Source organism: Paenibacillus nasutitermitis, assembly GCF_014641075.1.
GTDB classification, from domain to species: domain Bacteria; phylum Bacillota; class Bacilli; order Paenibacillales; family Paenibacillaceae; genus Paenibacillus_Z; species Paenibacillus_Z nasutitermitis.
In genome coordinates this window covers 1,459,865-1,476,312 of the sequence record NZ_BMHP01000002.1, presented here as the reverse complement: position 1 = coordinate 1,476,312, position 16,448 = coordinate 1,459,865, and the positions used below count along the sequence as shown (strand labels likewise).

Annotated in this window: 11 protein-coding genes; all 11 read left to right on the top strand. The window is 52.2% G+C overall.

Annotated elements, in window-relative coordinates:
* The first annotated feature begins 87 nt into the window (after positions 1-87).
* On the top strand, positions 88-2,415 hold the full coding sequence (locus IEY46_RS16890) for an AraC family transcriptional regulator (RefSeq protein WP_188993119.1): 2,328 nt from the start codon (positions 88-90) through the stop codon (positions 2,413-2,415).
* Between the two features lie 238 nt (positions 2,416-2,653).
* Positions 2,654-3,619 (top strand): ABC transporter permease, encoded by a 966-nt coding sequence (locus IEY46_RS16885; RefSeq protein ID WP_229750333.1) that lies wholly within the window; start codon positions 2,654-2,656, stop codon positions 3,617-3,619.
* A 12-nt stretch (positions 3,620-3,631) separates the two neighbouring features.
* On the top strand, positions 3,632-4,531 hold the full coding sequence (locus IEY46_RS16880) for a carbohydrate ABC transporter permease (RefSeq protein WP_188993118.1): 900 nt from the start codon (positions 3,632-3,634) through the stop codon (positions 4,529-4,531).
* Between the two features lie 14 nt (positions 4,532-4,545).
* Positions 4,546-6,234 carry an ABC transporter substrate-binding protein gene (locus IEY46_RS16875; protein ID WP_188993117.1) on the top strand — a complete coding sequence of 563 codons (1,689 nt, stop codon included), beginning with the start codon at positions 4,546-4,548 and terminating at the stop codon, positions 6,232-6,234.
* 231 nt (positions 6,235-6,465) lie between these two features.
* Positions 6,466-7,830: an alpha-L-fucosidase gene (locus IEY46_RS16870; protein WP_188993116.1), complete on the top strand. Its 1,365-nt coding sequence runs from the start codon at positions 6,466-6,468 to the stop codon at positions 7,828-7,830.
* A 64-nt stretch (positions 7,831-7,894) separates the two neighbouring features.
* Positions 7,895-9,499 (top strand): N-acyl-D-amino-acid deacylase family protein, encoded by a 1,605-nt coding sequence (locus IEY46_RS16865; RefSeq protein ID WP_188993115.1) that lies wholly within the window; start codon positions 7,895-7,897, stop codon positions 9,497-9,499.
* Positions 9,500-9,572: 73 nt separating this feature from the next.
* Entirely contained in the window at positions 9,573-10,034 is a 462-nt protein-coding gene (locus IEY46_RS16860) for a RidA family protein (RefSeq protein WP_188993114.1), read from the top strand.
* A gap of 39 nt (positions 10,035-10,073) precedes the next feature.
* The gene (locus IEY46_RS16855; RefSeq protein WP_229750332.1) at positions 10,074-11,171 is read left to right on the top strand and encodes an alanine racemase; all 1,098 of its coding nucleotides are present in this window, start codon (positions 10,074-10,076) and stop codon (positions 11,169-11,171) included.
* On the top strand, positions 11,135-12,355 hold the full coding sequence (locus tag IEY46_RS16850) for a M20 family metallopeptidase (RefSeq protein WP_229750331.1): 1,221 nt from the start codon (positions 11,135-11,137) through the stop codon (positions 12,353-12,355). Before IEY46_RS16855 ends, IEY46_RS16850 begins: the two co-directional genes overlap by 37 nt.
* A 694-nt stretch (positions 12,356-13,049) precedes the next feature.
* Positions 13,050-14,822, top strand: coding sequence for a sensor histidine kinase (locus IEY46_RS16845; RefSeq protein WP_188993113.1), 1,773 nt, complete (start codon positions 13,050-13,052; stop codon positions 14,820-14,822).
* Positions 14,800-16,404: a response regulator gene (locus IEY46_RS16840; protein ID WP_188993112.1), complete on the top strand. Its 1,605-nt coding sequence runs from the start codon at positions 14,800-14,802 to the stop codon at positions 16,402-16,404. The genes IEY46_RS16845 and IEY46_RS16840 overlap by 23 nt, the downstream gene beginning before the upstream one ends.
* Positions 16,405-16,448 lie beyond the last annotated feature (44 nt).

The window sequence follows — 16,448 nt, the reverse complement described above, 5'->3', positions numbered from 1 at the left end:
GAATACTGACATGAAACGGAATGGTTAATTCCCTATAAGACACCTAAGATCGTTCAACATTCAACCATGAACATAGGGGGGATATTCATGAGGGGATTTCCTATTCGTGGCAGTTTGAAGCGCCATCGGTTGTTTGTCCGCCTGCTGATTCCTTATTTATTATTCATGCTGCTGGCCTTGCTGCTGGGGCTGCTCCTGTACAATAAGACTTATGATGCAATGAAAAATGAGGTAACCCGAAACAATCTGGAACTGCTGGATCAGGTGAAGGATACGATGGACCGGCGCTTATCGGAAATCAATACGATTGCCATGCAGGTGCTCAGCGATCCGCAGGTGAAAGGGTTCCAGCGTGTAACCGATCCATTCGACGGAAGCACGACCTTTAAGGTGATGGAAACGCAGAAGCGATTATACACCTATAACGTATCCAATAACTTTGTGTTGGATTATTTCCTGCTCTTCAAGAACAGTGATCTGGCCCTATCACCCAAGACGACCTATCAGCTTCCGCGGTTTTATCGCAGCGCGTTCACCTATACGGATAAGGATTATGAGACGTGGCGCAGCGAAATGTTCGGCACCTTCCACGCACAGACGTTCCAGCCTGCGGAGGATGTAACTTACCAGGGAAAATCCTATTCCATGCTGACTTACGTGCAGAGTCTGGGATACCCCGGGCATATTCAGGGCGCATTGGCCATCCTGGTGGATAACCGCCAGGTGCAGTCACTGCTTGGCGGACTTAATCTGTCCGACGGGGGCTGGGCTTCCATCGTCAATAATAAGGGCCAGGTCATCAGCTTTGTATCGGCAGACGGGAAGAGGCCTCGGACGGAGGCAATTGATTATAAGCTGTCCAGGGGCATTATCAATGCATCCGACAAAACGGACAACATGCTGATAACCTATACGAATTCAACCTATAATGATTGGTCCTATGTGGTCGCGCAGCCGCCCCATGTCGTGCTGCAGAAGGTGCTGTATATCAAAAAAATCACCTTTGCCATCGTGTTTGCTTTTCTGTTCGCTGGCCTTCTGCTGGCTTATTTGTTTGCTTACCGCAGCAGCAGACCGCTGCTTGGGATCGTCAAAACGATTTCCGAGCGTTTCGGAGCGGAGAATAATCGGCCTGGCGATATGTACGGCTTTATCCACAATTCCGTTTCCAGGCTAATCGACAACAATCTGGAGCTGCAGGGGGAAATCGAGAAGCAGGCTCCTTTGTTATGGGAGACGTTCTTTGAACGCCTGCTCAAAGGCGAGTTTCTGACCATGAATGAAATCAATTCTCTGCTGCGGCATCAGCGGATGGAGATTAGCGGCCGGGGTTACGCTATCGGAATTGTTCATTTTCCGGGAATGGAAACCGACTTGAATGCCGATCTCTTGCACAAGCTGGATGTCAGCAGGGTCATCATTAAGGAAATTCTCAGAGCCCGCTTAGGCCAATACGGTTATTTGCATGATGTTGCGGAGGATAAGATAGCCGTGCTGTTTGTGAATCCCGTGGAGGAGAGAGAGTCGTTCAAATCCACCATTGAAGACATTGTGCGCAAGGTCCAGGAAGACGTCCGCGCGAAGCTTCCTATCATACCGGCTGTTGCGGTGGGCAGTTTCAGCGACTCCCTGCTTGATGTGTCAAGTTCTTATGAAGAAGCCAGGCAATCCCTGTATTATACGAACCTGGAACATGGGGGAGGACTTGTTTGGTATGATGAGCTGCCAAACGAGAGCAGCGGTTTCTATTTCCCTGGCGAAGTCGAAACCCGTCTCATCAATTATGTAAAAGCCGGAGAGACGGCTGAGGTGGACAAGCTCCTTTCCATGCTGCACCGGGAGAATTTTCTGGAACGGCATCTGTCATTTGCCATGCAGCAGCTTTTTCTGTGCGAAGTGCTTGGCAGCTTGGTGAAGGTGCAGGATCAGCTGCTATTGTATAATCAGGGAGATGTGAAAATGCTGTTCCAGCAGCTGTATTCCTCAGACAAGCCTGCACTTGTCTACCGGCTGGTGATGGACAAATTCAAGGGTATCTGCCAGGAGATTGACCAGAAGAAGAAAAGCCGCAACGTGCGCCTTGTCGAATCCATTATCGAGCTGCTCGGCCAGCGTTATAGCGAGCCTAATCTCAACCTGGACAGCGTGGCGGATCAGATGAACACCTCGAAGGTGTATTTATCGCAATTTTTCAAGGAGCAGACGGGTACGAATTTCTCGGAATATCTGGAGAATCTGAGGATGGAACGGGCGAAGGATCTGCTTACGCAAACCAGTCAGGCGATTGGCGATATCGCCCTTCAGGTAGGCTATCATTCTACCAACACCTTCAGCCGGGCATTCAAGCGCGGAACCGGCGTCAGTGCCACGACCTATCGGGATACGGAGCTGTCGGCCAAGACATCGGCATCGTAACCTGACCTTCCATAGGACCCCTGGGGATCAATAAGCTGCGGCTTACCCTCCGGGGGTTTTATTTTTTGATCGTCAGGAAATTCAGGCGTTTTCACGGCTTTTTCTTAACGGATGCACATGATTCTGACAACTGCACGGTCCTTTTCTTAACAGATGCAAAGCCCGCGAGAGAGTTCCCATTTACGGGGATCGGTCATCTGCTTATGCTCATCTCAGGTGAGCGTGGAGGTGAGAATGAGTGAGTGTACCGATGAATAAGCAAGTCCTGGCAATGCCTCTCAAGAAGGGGGCGAAACGATCCATCCGCAAGAAGCTGCTGCGCAGCTGGCAATTATATGTATTGATGGCCATTCCTTTCGTCTATTTGATTATCTTCAAATACGTACCGATGTACGGGGCGCAAATTGCCTTCAAAAATTATTCGGTCGTCAAAGGGATCTGGGGAAGCGATTGGGTGGGTTTGAAGCATTTTGACCGTTTTATCCATTCCTATGATTTCTGGCGTATCCTGAAGAATACGCTGCTGCTCAGCTTTTATAATTTGCTGGCGAGCTTTCCTTTTCCCATTGTGCTGGCGCTCTGTCTCAACTATATCCGGGGCGGATTATACAAAAAGACGATTCAGATGGTCACCTATGCGCCTCATTTTGTGTCTATCGTCGTGATGGTGGGCATTATTAAGGAGCTGCTCGACCCGCGCACGGGGATCGTGAACAGGTTCATCACTGCCCTGGGATTTCCGGCGATTAACTTCATGGGAGAAGCCTCCATGTTCAAGTCGATCTTCGTCTGGTCGGATATCTGGCAGCATATCGGCTTCAACTGTATTATTTTTCTGGCGGCGTTATCCGGCATCGATCCCGCCCAGCATGAAGCGGCTGTCGTGGACGGCGCCACAAAGCTGAAGCGGATGTGGCATGTCGATTTGCCGGGCATTATGCCGATCGCGATCATCCTGTTGATTTTGAATACCGGTCATGTGCTGGATGTCGGTTTTGAGAAGGTGCTGCTTCTGCAGAATCCCGTCAACCTGACCGCGGCGGAAATTATCGATACCTATGTTTATAAGGTCGGATTGTCTTCCCAGGTGGCAAACTATTCCTATTCCACGGCAATCGGGCTGTTCAAGTCCATCATTAACTTAATACTGCTGTTAACCGTCAATAAAATCGCACAAAAAACAAAGCAGACCAGCCTATGGTAAAGGAGCGATCGTATGAACAACTCATTTCGTCATGAGTCTATTCCGGACAAATGGTTTACGGTCGTAAACTATACTGTGTTGACTCTGTTGTTTCTAATCATTTTGTATCCGCTGATTTTTATCGTTAGCGCTTCGTTCAGCGATTCGTCGGCAGTCATCTCCGGCGAGGTATGGCTGTGGCCAGTCCGGCCCACGCTGGACGGCTATTCCGCGGTGGCGCAGTACAGCCAGGTATGGACGGGGCTGCGGAATTCCATTATCTATACAGTAATCGGGACGCTGGTGAATGTGATAGTCACGATTCTCGCGGCTTATCCTCTGTCGCGCAAGGATTTCTACGGTAAGAACCTCTTTATGATCCTGTTCATGTTCACGACAATGTTTACAGGAGGGTTGATTCCAACCTATCTGGTCGTCAAGCAGCTCGGCATGCTGGACTCGATCTGGGCGATGGTTATTCCGAGCGCCATGTCGGTCTGGAATGTTATTATCACCAGGACCTATTTTCAAATGACGGTTCCCGATGAGCTGCTGGAGGCTGCGCAGCTGGACGGCTGCAGCGACTTTAAATTTCTCTGGAAGATCGTCCTGCGGATTTCCGGTCCCATCATTGCCGTTATAGCCTTGTATTATGCGGCTGCGAATTGGAACCAGTATTTCAACGCCATGATTTATTTGAAGCATCAATCGCTTTATCCCTTGCAGCTGGTGCTCAAGGACATTCTGATCAGCAATGATGTCGATTCGGGGATGCTCTCCGGAGATCCGGAGGATGCGGCGCGCAGGGAAGCGATGCGTGTACTGCTGAAGTATTCGCTGATCGTCATTTCATCGATACCACTGCTCGTGCTTTACCCGTTTGTGCAAAAGTATTTTGTCAAAGGCGTTATGGTTGGTTCATTAAAAGGATAATGGGGGCGGATGGTTTGAAGAAGAAAACAATCCTTGGAATGGCTTTATGTTTGACCATTATGGCAAATATTGTTGGCGCTTGCAGCAATTCCGGCAATAACAGCAGCGGTTCAGAAAGCGGCGGCGGTAACGGAGCAGGAGGCTCCGCCGTAACGGCCGCCGATCAGTTTCCCATTACCGCCGAAAAAACAACCCTTCGCATCATGACCGGCGCCAATGCGGCGGTCGAGGATTTTGCCACCAACGAATTTACGAAATATCTGGAAGAGAAAACAAATATTCATATTGAATGGGAAGTTGTTCCCGCAAGCTCGGTCTCCGAGAAACTGAATCTGACGCTCGCAAGCGGCGATCTGCCGGATGTCATTATGAGCATGGGCGTCACCAATGAGCAGCAGGTGCTGTACGGCCAGCAGGAAGTATTCCTTCCGCTCAACGATTACATTGAAAAATACGGGATTAATACAAAAAAAATGTTCAAGGAAAGCCCGCTTGTCGAAAGCTCGATCACGACCACAGACGGCAAAATTTACGCTTTGCCTGCTCCAAACGAATGCTACCATTGCTCCATGAGGCAGAAAATGTGGATCTATCAGCCTTGGCTGGACAAGCTGAAGCTGAAGATGCCGACGACCACCGAGGAATTCTATAACGTGCTCAAAGCCTTCAAAACGCAGGATCCCAACGGCAACGGAATTGCCGATGAGATTCCGTTCTCGGGAGCGCCGCTTCCGAACCAAACTTCCAGCTTGACGACGAGCGTGGAGAATTTCCTGATGAATGCCTTCACGTATGCGCCTTATTCGCGAATCTATATCAATACCGAAGATAAAGTAGATGTTCCTTATAATAAGGAAGGCTGGAAGGAAGGCATGAAATATTTGCACAAGCTGTATGCGGACGGATTGATGGATCCGCAGGCTCTGACGCAGGATGCGACCCAACTGGTGCAGCTGGGCGAGAACCCGGGAACGGTCATTCTCGGCGCTGCCTCTGGTCCTAACATGAGCGCCGTGACGCAGTTGAACGGCGCAAGCGGGAGATGGCTGGATTATGTAGCTGTACCGCCGCTTAAAGGACCAGACGGTGTACAGATTACCCAGTATGATCCTTACCAGGTGGCAGGCGGCGCATTCGTGATCACCTCGGCCTGCAAAAATCCGGAAGCGGCTTTCCGGCTGGCGGATGCCCTGTATGACCGCGAAATGACACTCCGCCTCGATATCGGCGAGCCCGATGTGGACTGGAGATGGGCCAAGGACGACGAAATCGGGCTGAACGGCGAGAAAGCGGTATACAAGGATATGTCGAGCTTTGGCGTAACGCAGAACAAACACTGGTCGCAAACCGGCCCGAACTATCGTCCGAATTCCCTGCGCCTTGGCGAAGTGGCCGATCCGGAAAATCCTTTGGGTACGATGCTGTATAAGGAGACCAAAGAAAAATACGAGCCTTACCGCGTCGATGCCAAGATGGTACTGCCAACGCTGTTCTTCACCACCGATCAAACGGAAGAGATTGCCGATTTGTCCAAGACGCTGTATGACTATGTCAGTGAAATGGAAGCCCGGTTTATTACGGGCAATGCGGATATTGACGGACAATGGGATAAATATATATCCACGATCGAGAGCATGAACCTGAAGCGTTATCTGGAAGTCTATCAGGAAGCGTACGCTTCCAACAAGCTGGCGGCCTCCTAGAACCTTACGGCGCTGCAGGTTAAACGGCTCTTTAAATCTTAAACGCAAAAAAAACTGGCGCTGCGCGGCTCTAACCTTCTAACCCAAGGGAGGGTGCGCAGCGTCCTGCTTTATGGACCTTGAAGAGAAGGTTCACGTTTATCTCTTTCTGCAGGGTTTAAGAGAAGACAATACCTTCACCGTCAGAGAACGGCGGGGATTAAATTCGACAAGAAGGAAGGAATTTGCTTTATGTCTCTTGAAGCTTATACAGTGCCTGATTATTGGAAATGGTTCACACAGAGCAGATATGGAATGTTTATCCACTGGGGGCCTTATGCCCAATATGGCCGCGGGGAGCAGGTTTTGTTCCGCGAGCATCTGGATCATACGGAGTACGCCGAGCGCGCATGCAGCTGGAATCCCGAGCATTTTGACCCTAAACTGTGGGCTGCAACTGCGAAGAAAGCAGGCTTCAAATACGCTTGTCTGACCGCCCGCCACCATGATGGATACTGCTTGTGGGACAGTGCCTTTACCGACTATTCCAGTGCGAAGCAGGCGCCGGGGCGCGATTTTGTAAGGGAATTTGTCGAAGCCTTCCGCGCTGAAGGTCTGCGCGTGGGACTCTATTATTCCTGGATCGATTGGCGACTGCCTGCTTACTTCGAAGGACCGGAGAAGAACCCCGGCGGGTGGGATCAGGTGCGCGATTATCTCCATAATCAGGTGCAGGAACTGCTCACGAATTACGGACAGATCGACCATTTCTTCTTCGATGGTGTATGGCCGCGCAATGCCGATGACCTGAAAAGCGTGGAGCTGGTAGCGAGCATGCGCAAGCTGCAGCCGCATATTCTGATTAACAACCGGCTGGGCTATTCCACCAGCTATGATGCGTTCCGGGCCGATGGCGGCATAGGAGCGGGAGATTCGGATGCGCTGGGCGATTTCGGAACACCGGAGCATCTCATTATTCCGGATAAACGCCGTCTGTGGGAATCCAACCAGGTGACCACCTGGCGTCTATGGAGCTACACCATCGGGGAGCGCTGGCGTCCGGCTGACTATTTGCTGGACATGCTCTGTGAATGTGCGGAGAAGGGTGGAGACAATGGCGGCAATCTGCTGCTGAATGTGGGGCCGATGCCTGATGGGCAGCTTCCGCCGGAATTTGTTCAGCGGGCGCTTGAGATCGGCCGGTGGCTGGAGGTGCATGGAGAAGCGGTGTACGGTTCCGATGGCGGTTCGGTAACAGAGTTTATTACCCGCGGCCGTCAAACGACGCGCGAAAATAATCTGTATCTGATTATCCGTTTCTGGGACGGCAGACCGCAAATGCGTCTTGCCGATCTGATCACTCCGGTCCAATCGGTTACGCTGCTCACAACCGGACAGGAACTTTCATTCAGGCAGGAAAAGGATGTGCTCTGGATTGAGGGACTTCCTCCGGAGCGTCCAACCAAGCTGTTTCCGGTCATCCGCATCCAATGCGAGGGGCCGCCTGAAGCCAATCAATGGGGCAGGGATCGTCTGTGGGAAGGAGATCCCGCCCGCGTAGCGGAATGGGCGCTGAAGAGAGGCACGACGGTATATGCGGATGGGCAAGAGCGGTAGACATGAGAAGAAATAGGGAAGATGTGCACCGGGCGTGCAATACCTTTCAACAGGAGGCAAACAAATGCTGGATCTGGTCATCAAAAATGGGCGTATCGTCGACGGAACCGGGAATTCCTGGTTCTTCGGCGATGTCGCGGTGAAAGATGGAGTGATTGTCCGGGTCGGGAGTGTGGATGAGGACAGCCGGCAGGTGGTGGATGCCGGGAAGCAGGTCATCGCTCCGGGGTTTATCGATGGCCATACCCACTCCGATCTGATGATATTGGAGCAGCCCCACAGTCAGGTCAAGATGCAGCAGGGGGTAACGACTGAGGTTGTCGGCAACTGCGGGCTTGCGCCAGCTCCTTTCTTCCCTGAGCGCGCCGAGCTTCTGCAAACCTATGTAGAACCGGTTATCGGCCGGACGGACTTTGACTGGCCCTGGCAGTCAGTGGGCCAGTATATGGATTACCTGGCGCAGTCCAACCCGGCGGAAAATGTTGCGACTTATGTCGCGCATGGCGCTCTTCGTATTGCCGTTATGGGCTTCGAGAAAAGAGCGGCGACGTCCTCGGAACTGGCGGTAATGAAAGAACTGCTGGAAGAGGGGATGAAAGCGGGCGCGATCGGCCTTTCCATCGGTCTGCTGTATGCGCCGGGAAGCTACACCTCCAGGGAGGAAATCGCCGAGCTGTGCAGCCTGCTGCCGAAGTACGGCGGTATTCTGGCCACCCATATCCGCGGGGAGGGCAATAATCTGCTGCCTTCCATCCAGGAAGTGATATGGATTGCGGAGCGCAGCGGCATCCCCCTGCATGTGTGCCATCTCAAGGCGGCGGGCAGAATCAACTGGGGTAAAATCCAGACGGCCTTGGGGATGATCGAGGACGCGCGGTCCAGAGGCATGGATGTGACCTGCGATGTTTATCCTTATTCCGCAGGTTCGACTTCCCTGACCACCGTTCTGCCGCCATGGGTGCTGGAGGGCGGAATCGGGGCTACGCTCGAACGTCTGCGAACGCCTTCCGTACGACAACGATTAAAAGAAGAACTGGCAGAAGAGCAGACGGACTGGGACAATCTGGTGGCCTCCACAGGCTGGCAGAGCATCTTTGTTTCATCGGTTGACTCTGCCGGGAACAAGCCGCTTGAAGGCAAGCATATCCTGGATATCAGTGCCATGAGGGGGTTGGATCCTGTCGACTGCATGCTGGATCTGCTGCTGGAGGAAGACGGGAAGGTCGCTATTGTTTATTTTCATATGTCCGACCAGGATGTGGAGCAGGTGGTGGCGTATGATCATTCGATTATCATCTCCGACTCGCTGGGCTGCGTGACGGGCAAGCCGCATCCGCGGACTTACGGTACGTTCCCCCGGCTGTTCGCCCGCTATGTGCGGGAGAAAAAGCTGCTCTCGCTTGAGCAAGCGGTGCGCAAAGTGACTTCTTTTCCGGCTCAGCGTTTCAAGCTTGGCAAACGGGGACTGCTTGTTCCCGGCTATCATGCGGATCTGGTAGTCTTTGATCCGGACACGATTACGGACGGCGCAACCTTTGAGAATCCTACGGGATCGCCTGCGGGCATCACATCTGTCTGGGTTAACGGAGTGAATACCATGAATCATGCCGAACATACGTCGCAAAGGCCCGGCGTGCTTATTCGCTCCCAATGCTGCAATCATCACTAGCATTTCTATACGGCGATAATCGGTAGAATCCAATCAACAATCAATCACTTAATTATAAGGAGAGATAATCAATATGGGTAACGTAGAACGGATTTTGGAAGAAAAGGGTATTGTACTGGGTGAAGTGCCGAAGGCGGTTGCGACCTATGTGTCAGCGAAGCAGGTAGGGAATCTGGTTTATACCTCAGGCAATGACTGCCGGATTAACGGCGTGCTGATGATGACCGGCAAAGTGGGATCGGATCTGACTATTGAAGAAGGTTATGCCTGCGCAAGGCAGGTGGCGATCAATCTGCTTGCTGTGCTCAAGGCGCATCTGGGCGAATTGGACCGGATCAAGCAGGTAGTGAAAATGCTGGCTTTCGTCAATTCCGCAGACGGTTTTGTTGAACAGCCTTTTGTCATTAACGGCGCCTCCGATTTGCTGGTTGAAGTACTGGGCGAGAAAGGCCAGCATGCGCGCTCCGCGATTTCGGCCAATGAACTGCCCTTCAACACCCCTGTGGAAATTGAACTTATTGTGGAAGTCGAGTAAATACACCGTTCCTGCAATAAACAAGAAAGGGATGATGGCGTGAGTATCTATGCAGAGCTTGCAACACCTGCTGTAATCATCGATCTGGACCGGATGGAGAACAATATTGCCCGGATGGCCGCCCGATTGGCGGAATGCCAGATCGCGCACCGACCGCATATCAAGTCTCACAAATCGATTGCGATTGCTGCCAGGCAGCTCCAGGCAGGCGCGACTGGAATTACGGTTGCCAAACTCTCGGAGGCTGAAGTTTTCGTGGAAGCGGGCATCACCTCGATTATGATTGCTTATGCGATTGTGGGCGCGGACAAGCTGGCCCGATTTGCTGCTCTTCACCGCAAAGCGGAGCTGATTGTCACGGTGGACAGCCTGCCGGCCGCTGAAGGTTTGGCGGGGGTTGGCGTGGAGACGGGCAAGCCGGTCCGCGCGGTTGTCGAAATCGACGGCGGCCTGCACCGGGGAGGCCGGCAGCCGGGTGCGGATGCGCTCTCCTTTGCGCTGGCCGTTAATGCCATGCCGGGAATAGAAATCGTCGGGATCATGGGCTATTTCGGCACCATTTACAGCAACACTGACGAGCAGGGCTTCAGCGAGGCGACGCGCCGGGAATCTGCAATTATCGGTGAAACAGCTGATTTGTTCCGCCAGAACGGACTGTCCGTCGAGGTGGTGAGCACGGGCTCGTCGCCTGCATCTATCATGTGCCGCCATCTGGATGGAATTACCGAGGTCCGCGCAGGCAACTATATCTTTTTTGATGCTTCCGGCGTCGGGATGGGACTGGCCAAGGAAGAGGACTGCGCTCTGCGGGTCGTTGCGACGGTCATCAGCACGCCGCTTCCCGGAAGGGCGACAATCGATGCGGGCACCAAGACAATGACAAGCGATAAAGCCCATCACCGCGAAGGTTTCGGCATCGTGATCGGCCATCCGGCGATTGCTATAACTGGCCTGAATGAGGAGCATGGTTTCCTCCAATTCGATCCAGGGACCTCACCGCTGAACATTGGGGACCGGATCGAAATCATCCCGAACCATTCCTGCGTACTGCCCAATCTGTGCGACCAGGTGGCGGGTGTCCGCGGAGGGAAGCTGGAGGAATGGATTTCCGTGGACGCACGGGGCTGCAATTATTGATTATGGAACCGGTGAAGATTAACCGCGACCGTCTCATTCAGGTACTGCAGGACCTTGTTGCGATTCCCAGCGTGAACCCGGCTTTCCCTGATGGCTACGGGGAGGCGGGGGTCGCTGCCTATATGAAGCAGTTTTTCGCGGAGCTGGGTCTCCCTACGCTGGTACAGGAGGTGGAACCCGGACGCGAGAACGTAATCGGCATGCTTCAGGGCCCGGCAGGTTGTCCGGCGCTTCTGCTGGAAGCACATATGGATACGGTGCAAATCACGGGGATGACCATTGACCCTTACGGCGGCGAAGTGCGGGACGGACGCTTGTACGGGCGGGGAGCCTGCGATACCAAAGCTTCGCTTGCCGCTATGATGCTGGCGGTTGAAGCGCTTCGCAATAGCGGGGCAGACCTTCCCGCAAGCGTCCATTTGGCTGCCGTTGTGGATGAAGAATACCGCTATAAAGGCGTATCCGCGCTGGCAGCCGAAATCAGCGCAGGACACTTTGTTTATGACGGTGCCATTGTGGGAGAACCGACCGGATTGAATCCTATTATCGCGCATAAAGGGGTGGTCCGATTCCATGTCGATGTCCACGGAATTGCCGGCCACAGCTCTGAGCCTGATAAAGGTCTGAATGCCATTGAGAGCATGGTTACGGTCATTTCGTATCTGAAAAATGAAATGGAGCCTGCTTATGCAAAGCGGGTTCATCCCCTGGTGGGTCCGCCGACACATTGCATTTCCCTGATTGAGGGCGGCAGCGCACCGAACACGGTGCCGGAACGCTGCCGGATCACCATCGACAGGCGGACGGTTCCGGGCGAGGAGCCGCTTGAGGTCTGGGTTGCGATGAAGCGGGAACTGCTGGCATTGGAAGAACAGATCCCCGGGTTGAAGCTGACGGTAAACGATCCGTTTGTGATCGATTTTGCCATGGAAGTATCGGCCGGAGAGCCGCTTGTGCGAAATCTGCAGGATGCGGTAGCAAAGAAAATCAAGGGAAAGACAGCTGCCGGCGCTCCTTACGGATCTGATGCCAGCAAGCTGGTCCGGGCGGGGGTGCCCTCCGTAGTGTTCGGACCCGGCGATCTTGCGCAGGCCCATACCCATGAGGAATGGGTGGATCTTGATGAGGTTGTCCTTGCGGCATCTATCCTGGCGGATACGGTAATGAATTTCGGGAGGGAATAGGATCATCCCGGCTATGACGGAAATGTCTCGATAGAATTTGAAGGAATGGAAGAGGAGCCGGACCGGCACCCGTATTGGACTTGCCAATGCGAAGAGATCGCCGTCGTAAAACACGCGGATTCCGGACGATCCGAATGGCACAGGGGAATGGGATCCGCATCACCCGCATATCCTACCCTATGATTATACGGGGAGAATCGACCCCGATCAGATTCCGCCTCCAAATACCGATTTACGGAATGAAAGCGGATTGGCCGAGCAGATTCCTTATTTTCATCAGGGTAACATTTCGCATTCGCGTTTTGTTGGTCAATTTGATGTAGCCGGCACGGATTGTGAGCGAAGCGAGCCAGTTAGCGTCCGGACGTGCAGGGTGTGAGAATATGCGCATCAATCTCCATTGATTTTATTATTGATGAAGTTATACAAATTATTTCCAAAATTTTAATATGTTTATATTACATATAATGTAATATTTAGGTGTATTTCTTGAAAATAAGGCTCTCCTCAAGCTTGCAGGCTTGCGGGAGAGCCTTATTTTTACATGTGGAGTAAAGGAGGGGAAAGGACGGGAATGACGAATTATAGGGTTCAACCCATCGTGTATCGTTGCGACGGGTTTCATTTGGATACAGAAGGGAGGGTATTGAATGGTTTCAGCGGTACTAATTGTATCAGGAGAGGATGGTTCAGCATGAGATTCCGGTATCTGCAATCGATTGTTATTCAGCTGTTTTTGTTTTGTTTCATCGGCATGACGCTTCCTGTTCTTGTGATGGGTTTTCTGTCCTACAACAAGTCCTCGGCGATTGTGGAAGAGCAAGTGAGCAAGGTGGCTTCGCTCACCATCACGCAGGTAAGCGACAAGCTGAATTTGTTCTTCAAGAAACTGGACGACTCTTCGATGATGGTGCTCAACAGCGAGCTTATTCAAGATATATTGCAAAAGCCCGGAATCACTCCTTACGAGACCAGTCAAATGGTACAGGAGGGCAAAGCTCTGTTGACGTCCATCATGATCAACTCGACGGAAATTATCGATATTTACATTTTCGATGTGAAGCGAAACAACTCCGTGTTCAGCGGAGATTCGCTTAATTCGGTTCCCGACCAGTGGGATTCCGACTGGTACGAGTCCATTCTCCAGGCAAACGGCAATACGGTCTGGTTCGGACTCTCGCAAACCTCCTATCTCAAAAAAACAGAGATGGGGTTCCCGGTATTCGGGCTTGGCCGTGCAATCCGCAGCTGGGATACGGGGGAAATCATTGGCGTCATGTTCTATGAAATCATGGGCGATCTGCTGATTGACGAGCTTGACCGCGTGCAGTTCGGCGACACAGGTTATATCTATGTGACCAATGACGAGAACCGTTATTTCTACCACCCCGACCCCGCGGAATACGGCAAGCCATCACAGCTTGAGCTGCCGACGAAAATGCAGAAGAGCGATAATGACAAGAAAAAAACGCTGGTTATTCCGGAAAAGCTCGATAACGGATGGCATGTGGTCGGTGTTGTTCCACTTAAAGAATTGACGGCAGACTCGGCCAGCATCCGAAATTTTACGCTCTGGATCGCATTGGGCTCCATTGCCCTTGCAATCGGCATGGGCATATTCGGAATCCGTAAAATCGGCAATCCGCTCGTCAACCTCAGCCGGTTGATGAAGAAAGGCGAAGCCGGGGATTTAACGGTCAGAAGCCGCCATATCGGACGCAATGAAATCGGCCAATTAGGCCGCAGCTTCAACAAAATGATCGGACAGATTGCGCTCTTGATCGAGCGTATTTCCGAGGAGGAATCAGAGAAGAAGAAGGCGGAAATCCGGGCCTTGCGTTATCAGATCAATCCGCATTTTCTGTATAACACCTTGAATTCTATCCGCTGGATGGCGAAGCTGGGCCGCACGAATGATGTGGATAATGCAGTCAATACACTTGTCCAGCTGCTGGAGGGCAGTCTGGAACGGGGCGGCGTGTTCGGCACCATCGGCGCTGAGCTGGTGCTGTTGGAGAAGTATATGATCATCCAGGAATATCGTTATGAGAACAAAATCGAGCTGGATGTTGACTGTCCGCCCGAGCTGCTGGACATTCCAATTCCCCGGATGCTGCTGCAGCCGATTGTGGAGAACGCCATCTTCCATGGGATTGCCCCCAAGGAAGAGAAAGGGGAAATCAAAATTCAGGTGCAGCAGTGGGGAGGGGACATCATGATCCGGATTACGGATGACGGGATCGGCATGGACAGGGAGAGGATCTCCCAATTGCTGATCAACGGCAGGGAAAGGGCAACAAAAGGTATGACAAGTATCGGACTGCGGCATGTGGACCAGACCATCAAGCTGTATTACGGCAATGTCTACGGGGTGAAAGTGTCCAGTACAGAAGGCGAAGGCACTTCAGTATCAATTACGTTTTCCAGAGGAAAGGAGGAAAAACATGTGCAGAGTGCTGCTCGTTGATGATGAATTCATGGCCAGGGCGGGACTCCGCGCCACATTTGATTGGGAAGGGAATGGCTACACGCTGGTCGGCGAGGCCGCGAACGGAATGCGGGCCATGCAGTGGATCGAAAGCAGGGAAGTGGATATTCTGATTACCGATATCGCCATGCCAGTCATGGACGGATTGGAGCTGATGCGCAGAACACGGGAGCTCTGTCCCTGGGTCAAGGTGCTGCTGCTTAGCTGCCACAGCGATTTCGATTATGTGCGGGAAGGCATCAGGCTGGGGGCGTCGGATTATATTCTGAAGCCGACTTTGAATGCCGATTCCCTCAAAACCATTCTGGACAAAATGCGCGAGGAGCTCAGAGAGGAAGAGGTTAACCGGCAGTTATTGGATAAGTATCGGAACAAGCAGGTTGCCGAGCAGCAGGAGGAGCTGGAGAAGGTTCTGATCCAGTCCGTTTATGGCAAAGAAGAAGCCCTCAAATCAATCCATGCCGCTATTGGAGATATGGCTTCGGGCTATTATTTTGCTGTTATTCGGCTTCATGGGGTGGACGGTTTTGCTGCGGAATCGGAAGATCAGCTGATCGGGCAGATCAGTCAGTTGAAAGCTGCCGTTTATGAACAGCTGAAGGTTCCAATCGCAGCGATTATTCATCCCGATCTGCTTATTGCCGTCATTCCCGGTCATGCGTTCCAGTCAGGCGGATTACGGGAAAGTATTCGCGCGATTATGGGAGACAGAGAGTATGATCACGGTGAGTATACGGCCGGCATCAGCCGAATATACGAGGATCCCCTGAAGATCCAGTCGGCTTTCAGCGAAGCCAGACTAGCCCTTGAGGATACGTTTTTTTATGGTATAGGCAGTATAGTGCAGGCAGTGGAACAGATTGAAGAAGAGGTTTTTCCATCCCGTGACCTCCCGAATAAAATGCATTTGCTGAAGGAAGCCCTTGCGGCAGCGAGAGGTTCCGAAGCGAAGGAGCAGGTCCACCGGATTATGGACCTCTGGAGTCCTGCGTTCAAAACAAAACAGCAGGTGATTGCCGAAGCCGAGCAAATCCTGAGTTTGCTCACATTGAGCAAGCATTCGAATATCGTTATGGTCCCCTACATCCGGCAGCTCAGCAAGCTTGACTTCGCTCCTGATATCAAGCGGCATGTGGAAGCCTGCTTCAGCGAGACGCCGATTGAGAAGGATCAGGACATGCCGGACATTACGCTGCACGGCCGCATTATTGTGCAGGCGGTGCAGTTCATGACTGAGCATTTTACCGAATCGATTTCCCTGCAGCAGGTGGCCGATGAGGTGAATGTCAGCCGCAATTATTTCAGTGAAATGTTCAAGCGGGAGACCGGCAAAAACTTTATCGAGTATTTGATCACACTGCGCGTCAAACGGGCCAAAGAGCTGCTGTCGGAGTCCACTCTCCGGGTCTATGAGGTCGCGGAGCAATCGGGATTCAACGATGTCAAGCATTTCAGCAAGCAGTTCAAGAAGATCGTCGGTCTCACGCCTGCAGAGTTCCATGGACAGCCCCGTAAATCGGGTGGACAAGCAAACTGCGGAAAACAAGACACATTTTCGTAACAAAACACGTTTTAATGAAAATTCTCGCATTCTATAATAAAAGC

Bases quoted from the DNA above. Each gene is read 5' to 3' on its own strand.
- IEY46_RS16890 (WP_188993119.1), top strand. From the start codon at position 88: ATGAGGGGATTTCCTATTCGTGGCAGTTTGAAGCGCCATCGGTTGTTT.
- IEY46_RS16880 (WP_188993118.1), top strand. From the start codon at position 3,632: ATGAACAACTCATTTCGTCATGAGTCTATTCCGGACAAATGGTTTACG.
- IEY46_RS16870 (WP_188993116.1), top strand. From the start codon at position 6,466: ATGTCTCTTGAAGCTTATACAGTGCCTGATTATTGGAAATGGTTCACA.
- IEY46_RS16865 (WP_188993115.1), top strand. From the start codon at position 7,895: ATGCTGGATCTGGTCATCAAAAATGGGCGTATCGTCGACGGAACCGGG.
- IEY46_RS16860 (WP_188993114.1), top strand. From the start codon at position 9,573: ATGGGTAACGTAGAACGGATTTTGGAAGAAAAGGGTATTGTACTGGGT.
- IEY46_RS16850 (WP_229750331.1), top strand. From the start codon at position 11,135: ATGGATTTCCGTGGACGCACGGGGCTGCAATTATTGATTATGGAACCG.
- IEY46_RS16845 (WP_188993113.1), top strand. From the start codon at position 13,050: ATGAGATTCCGGTATCTGCAATCGATTGTTATTCAGCTGTTTTTGTTT.
- IEY46_RS16840 (WP_188993112.1), top strand. From the start codon at position 14,800: ATGTGCAGAGTGCTGCTCGTTGATGATGAATTCATGGCCAGGGCGGGA.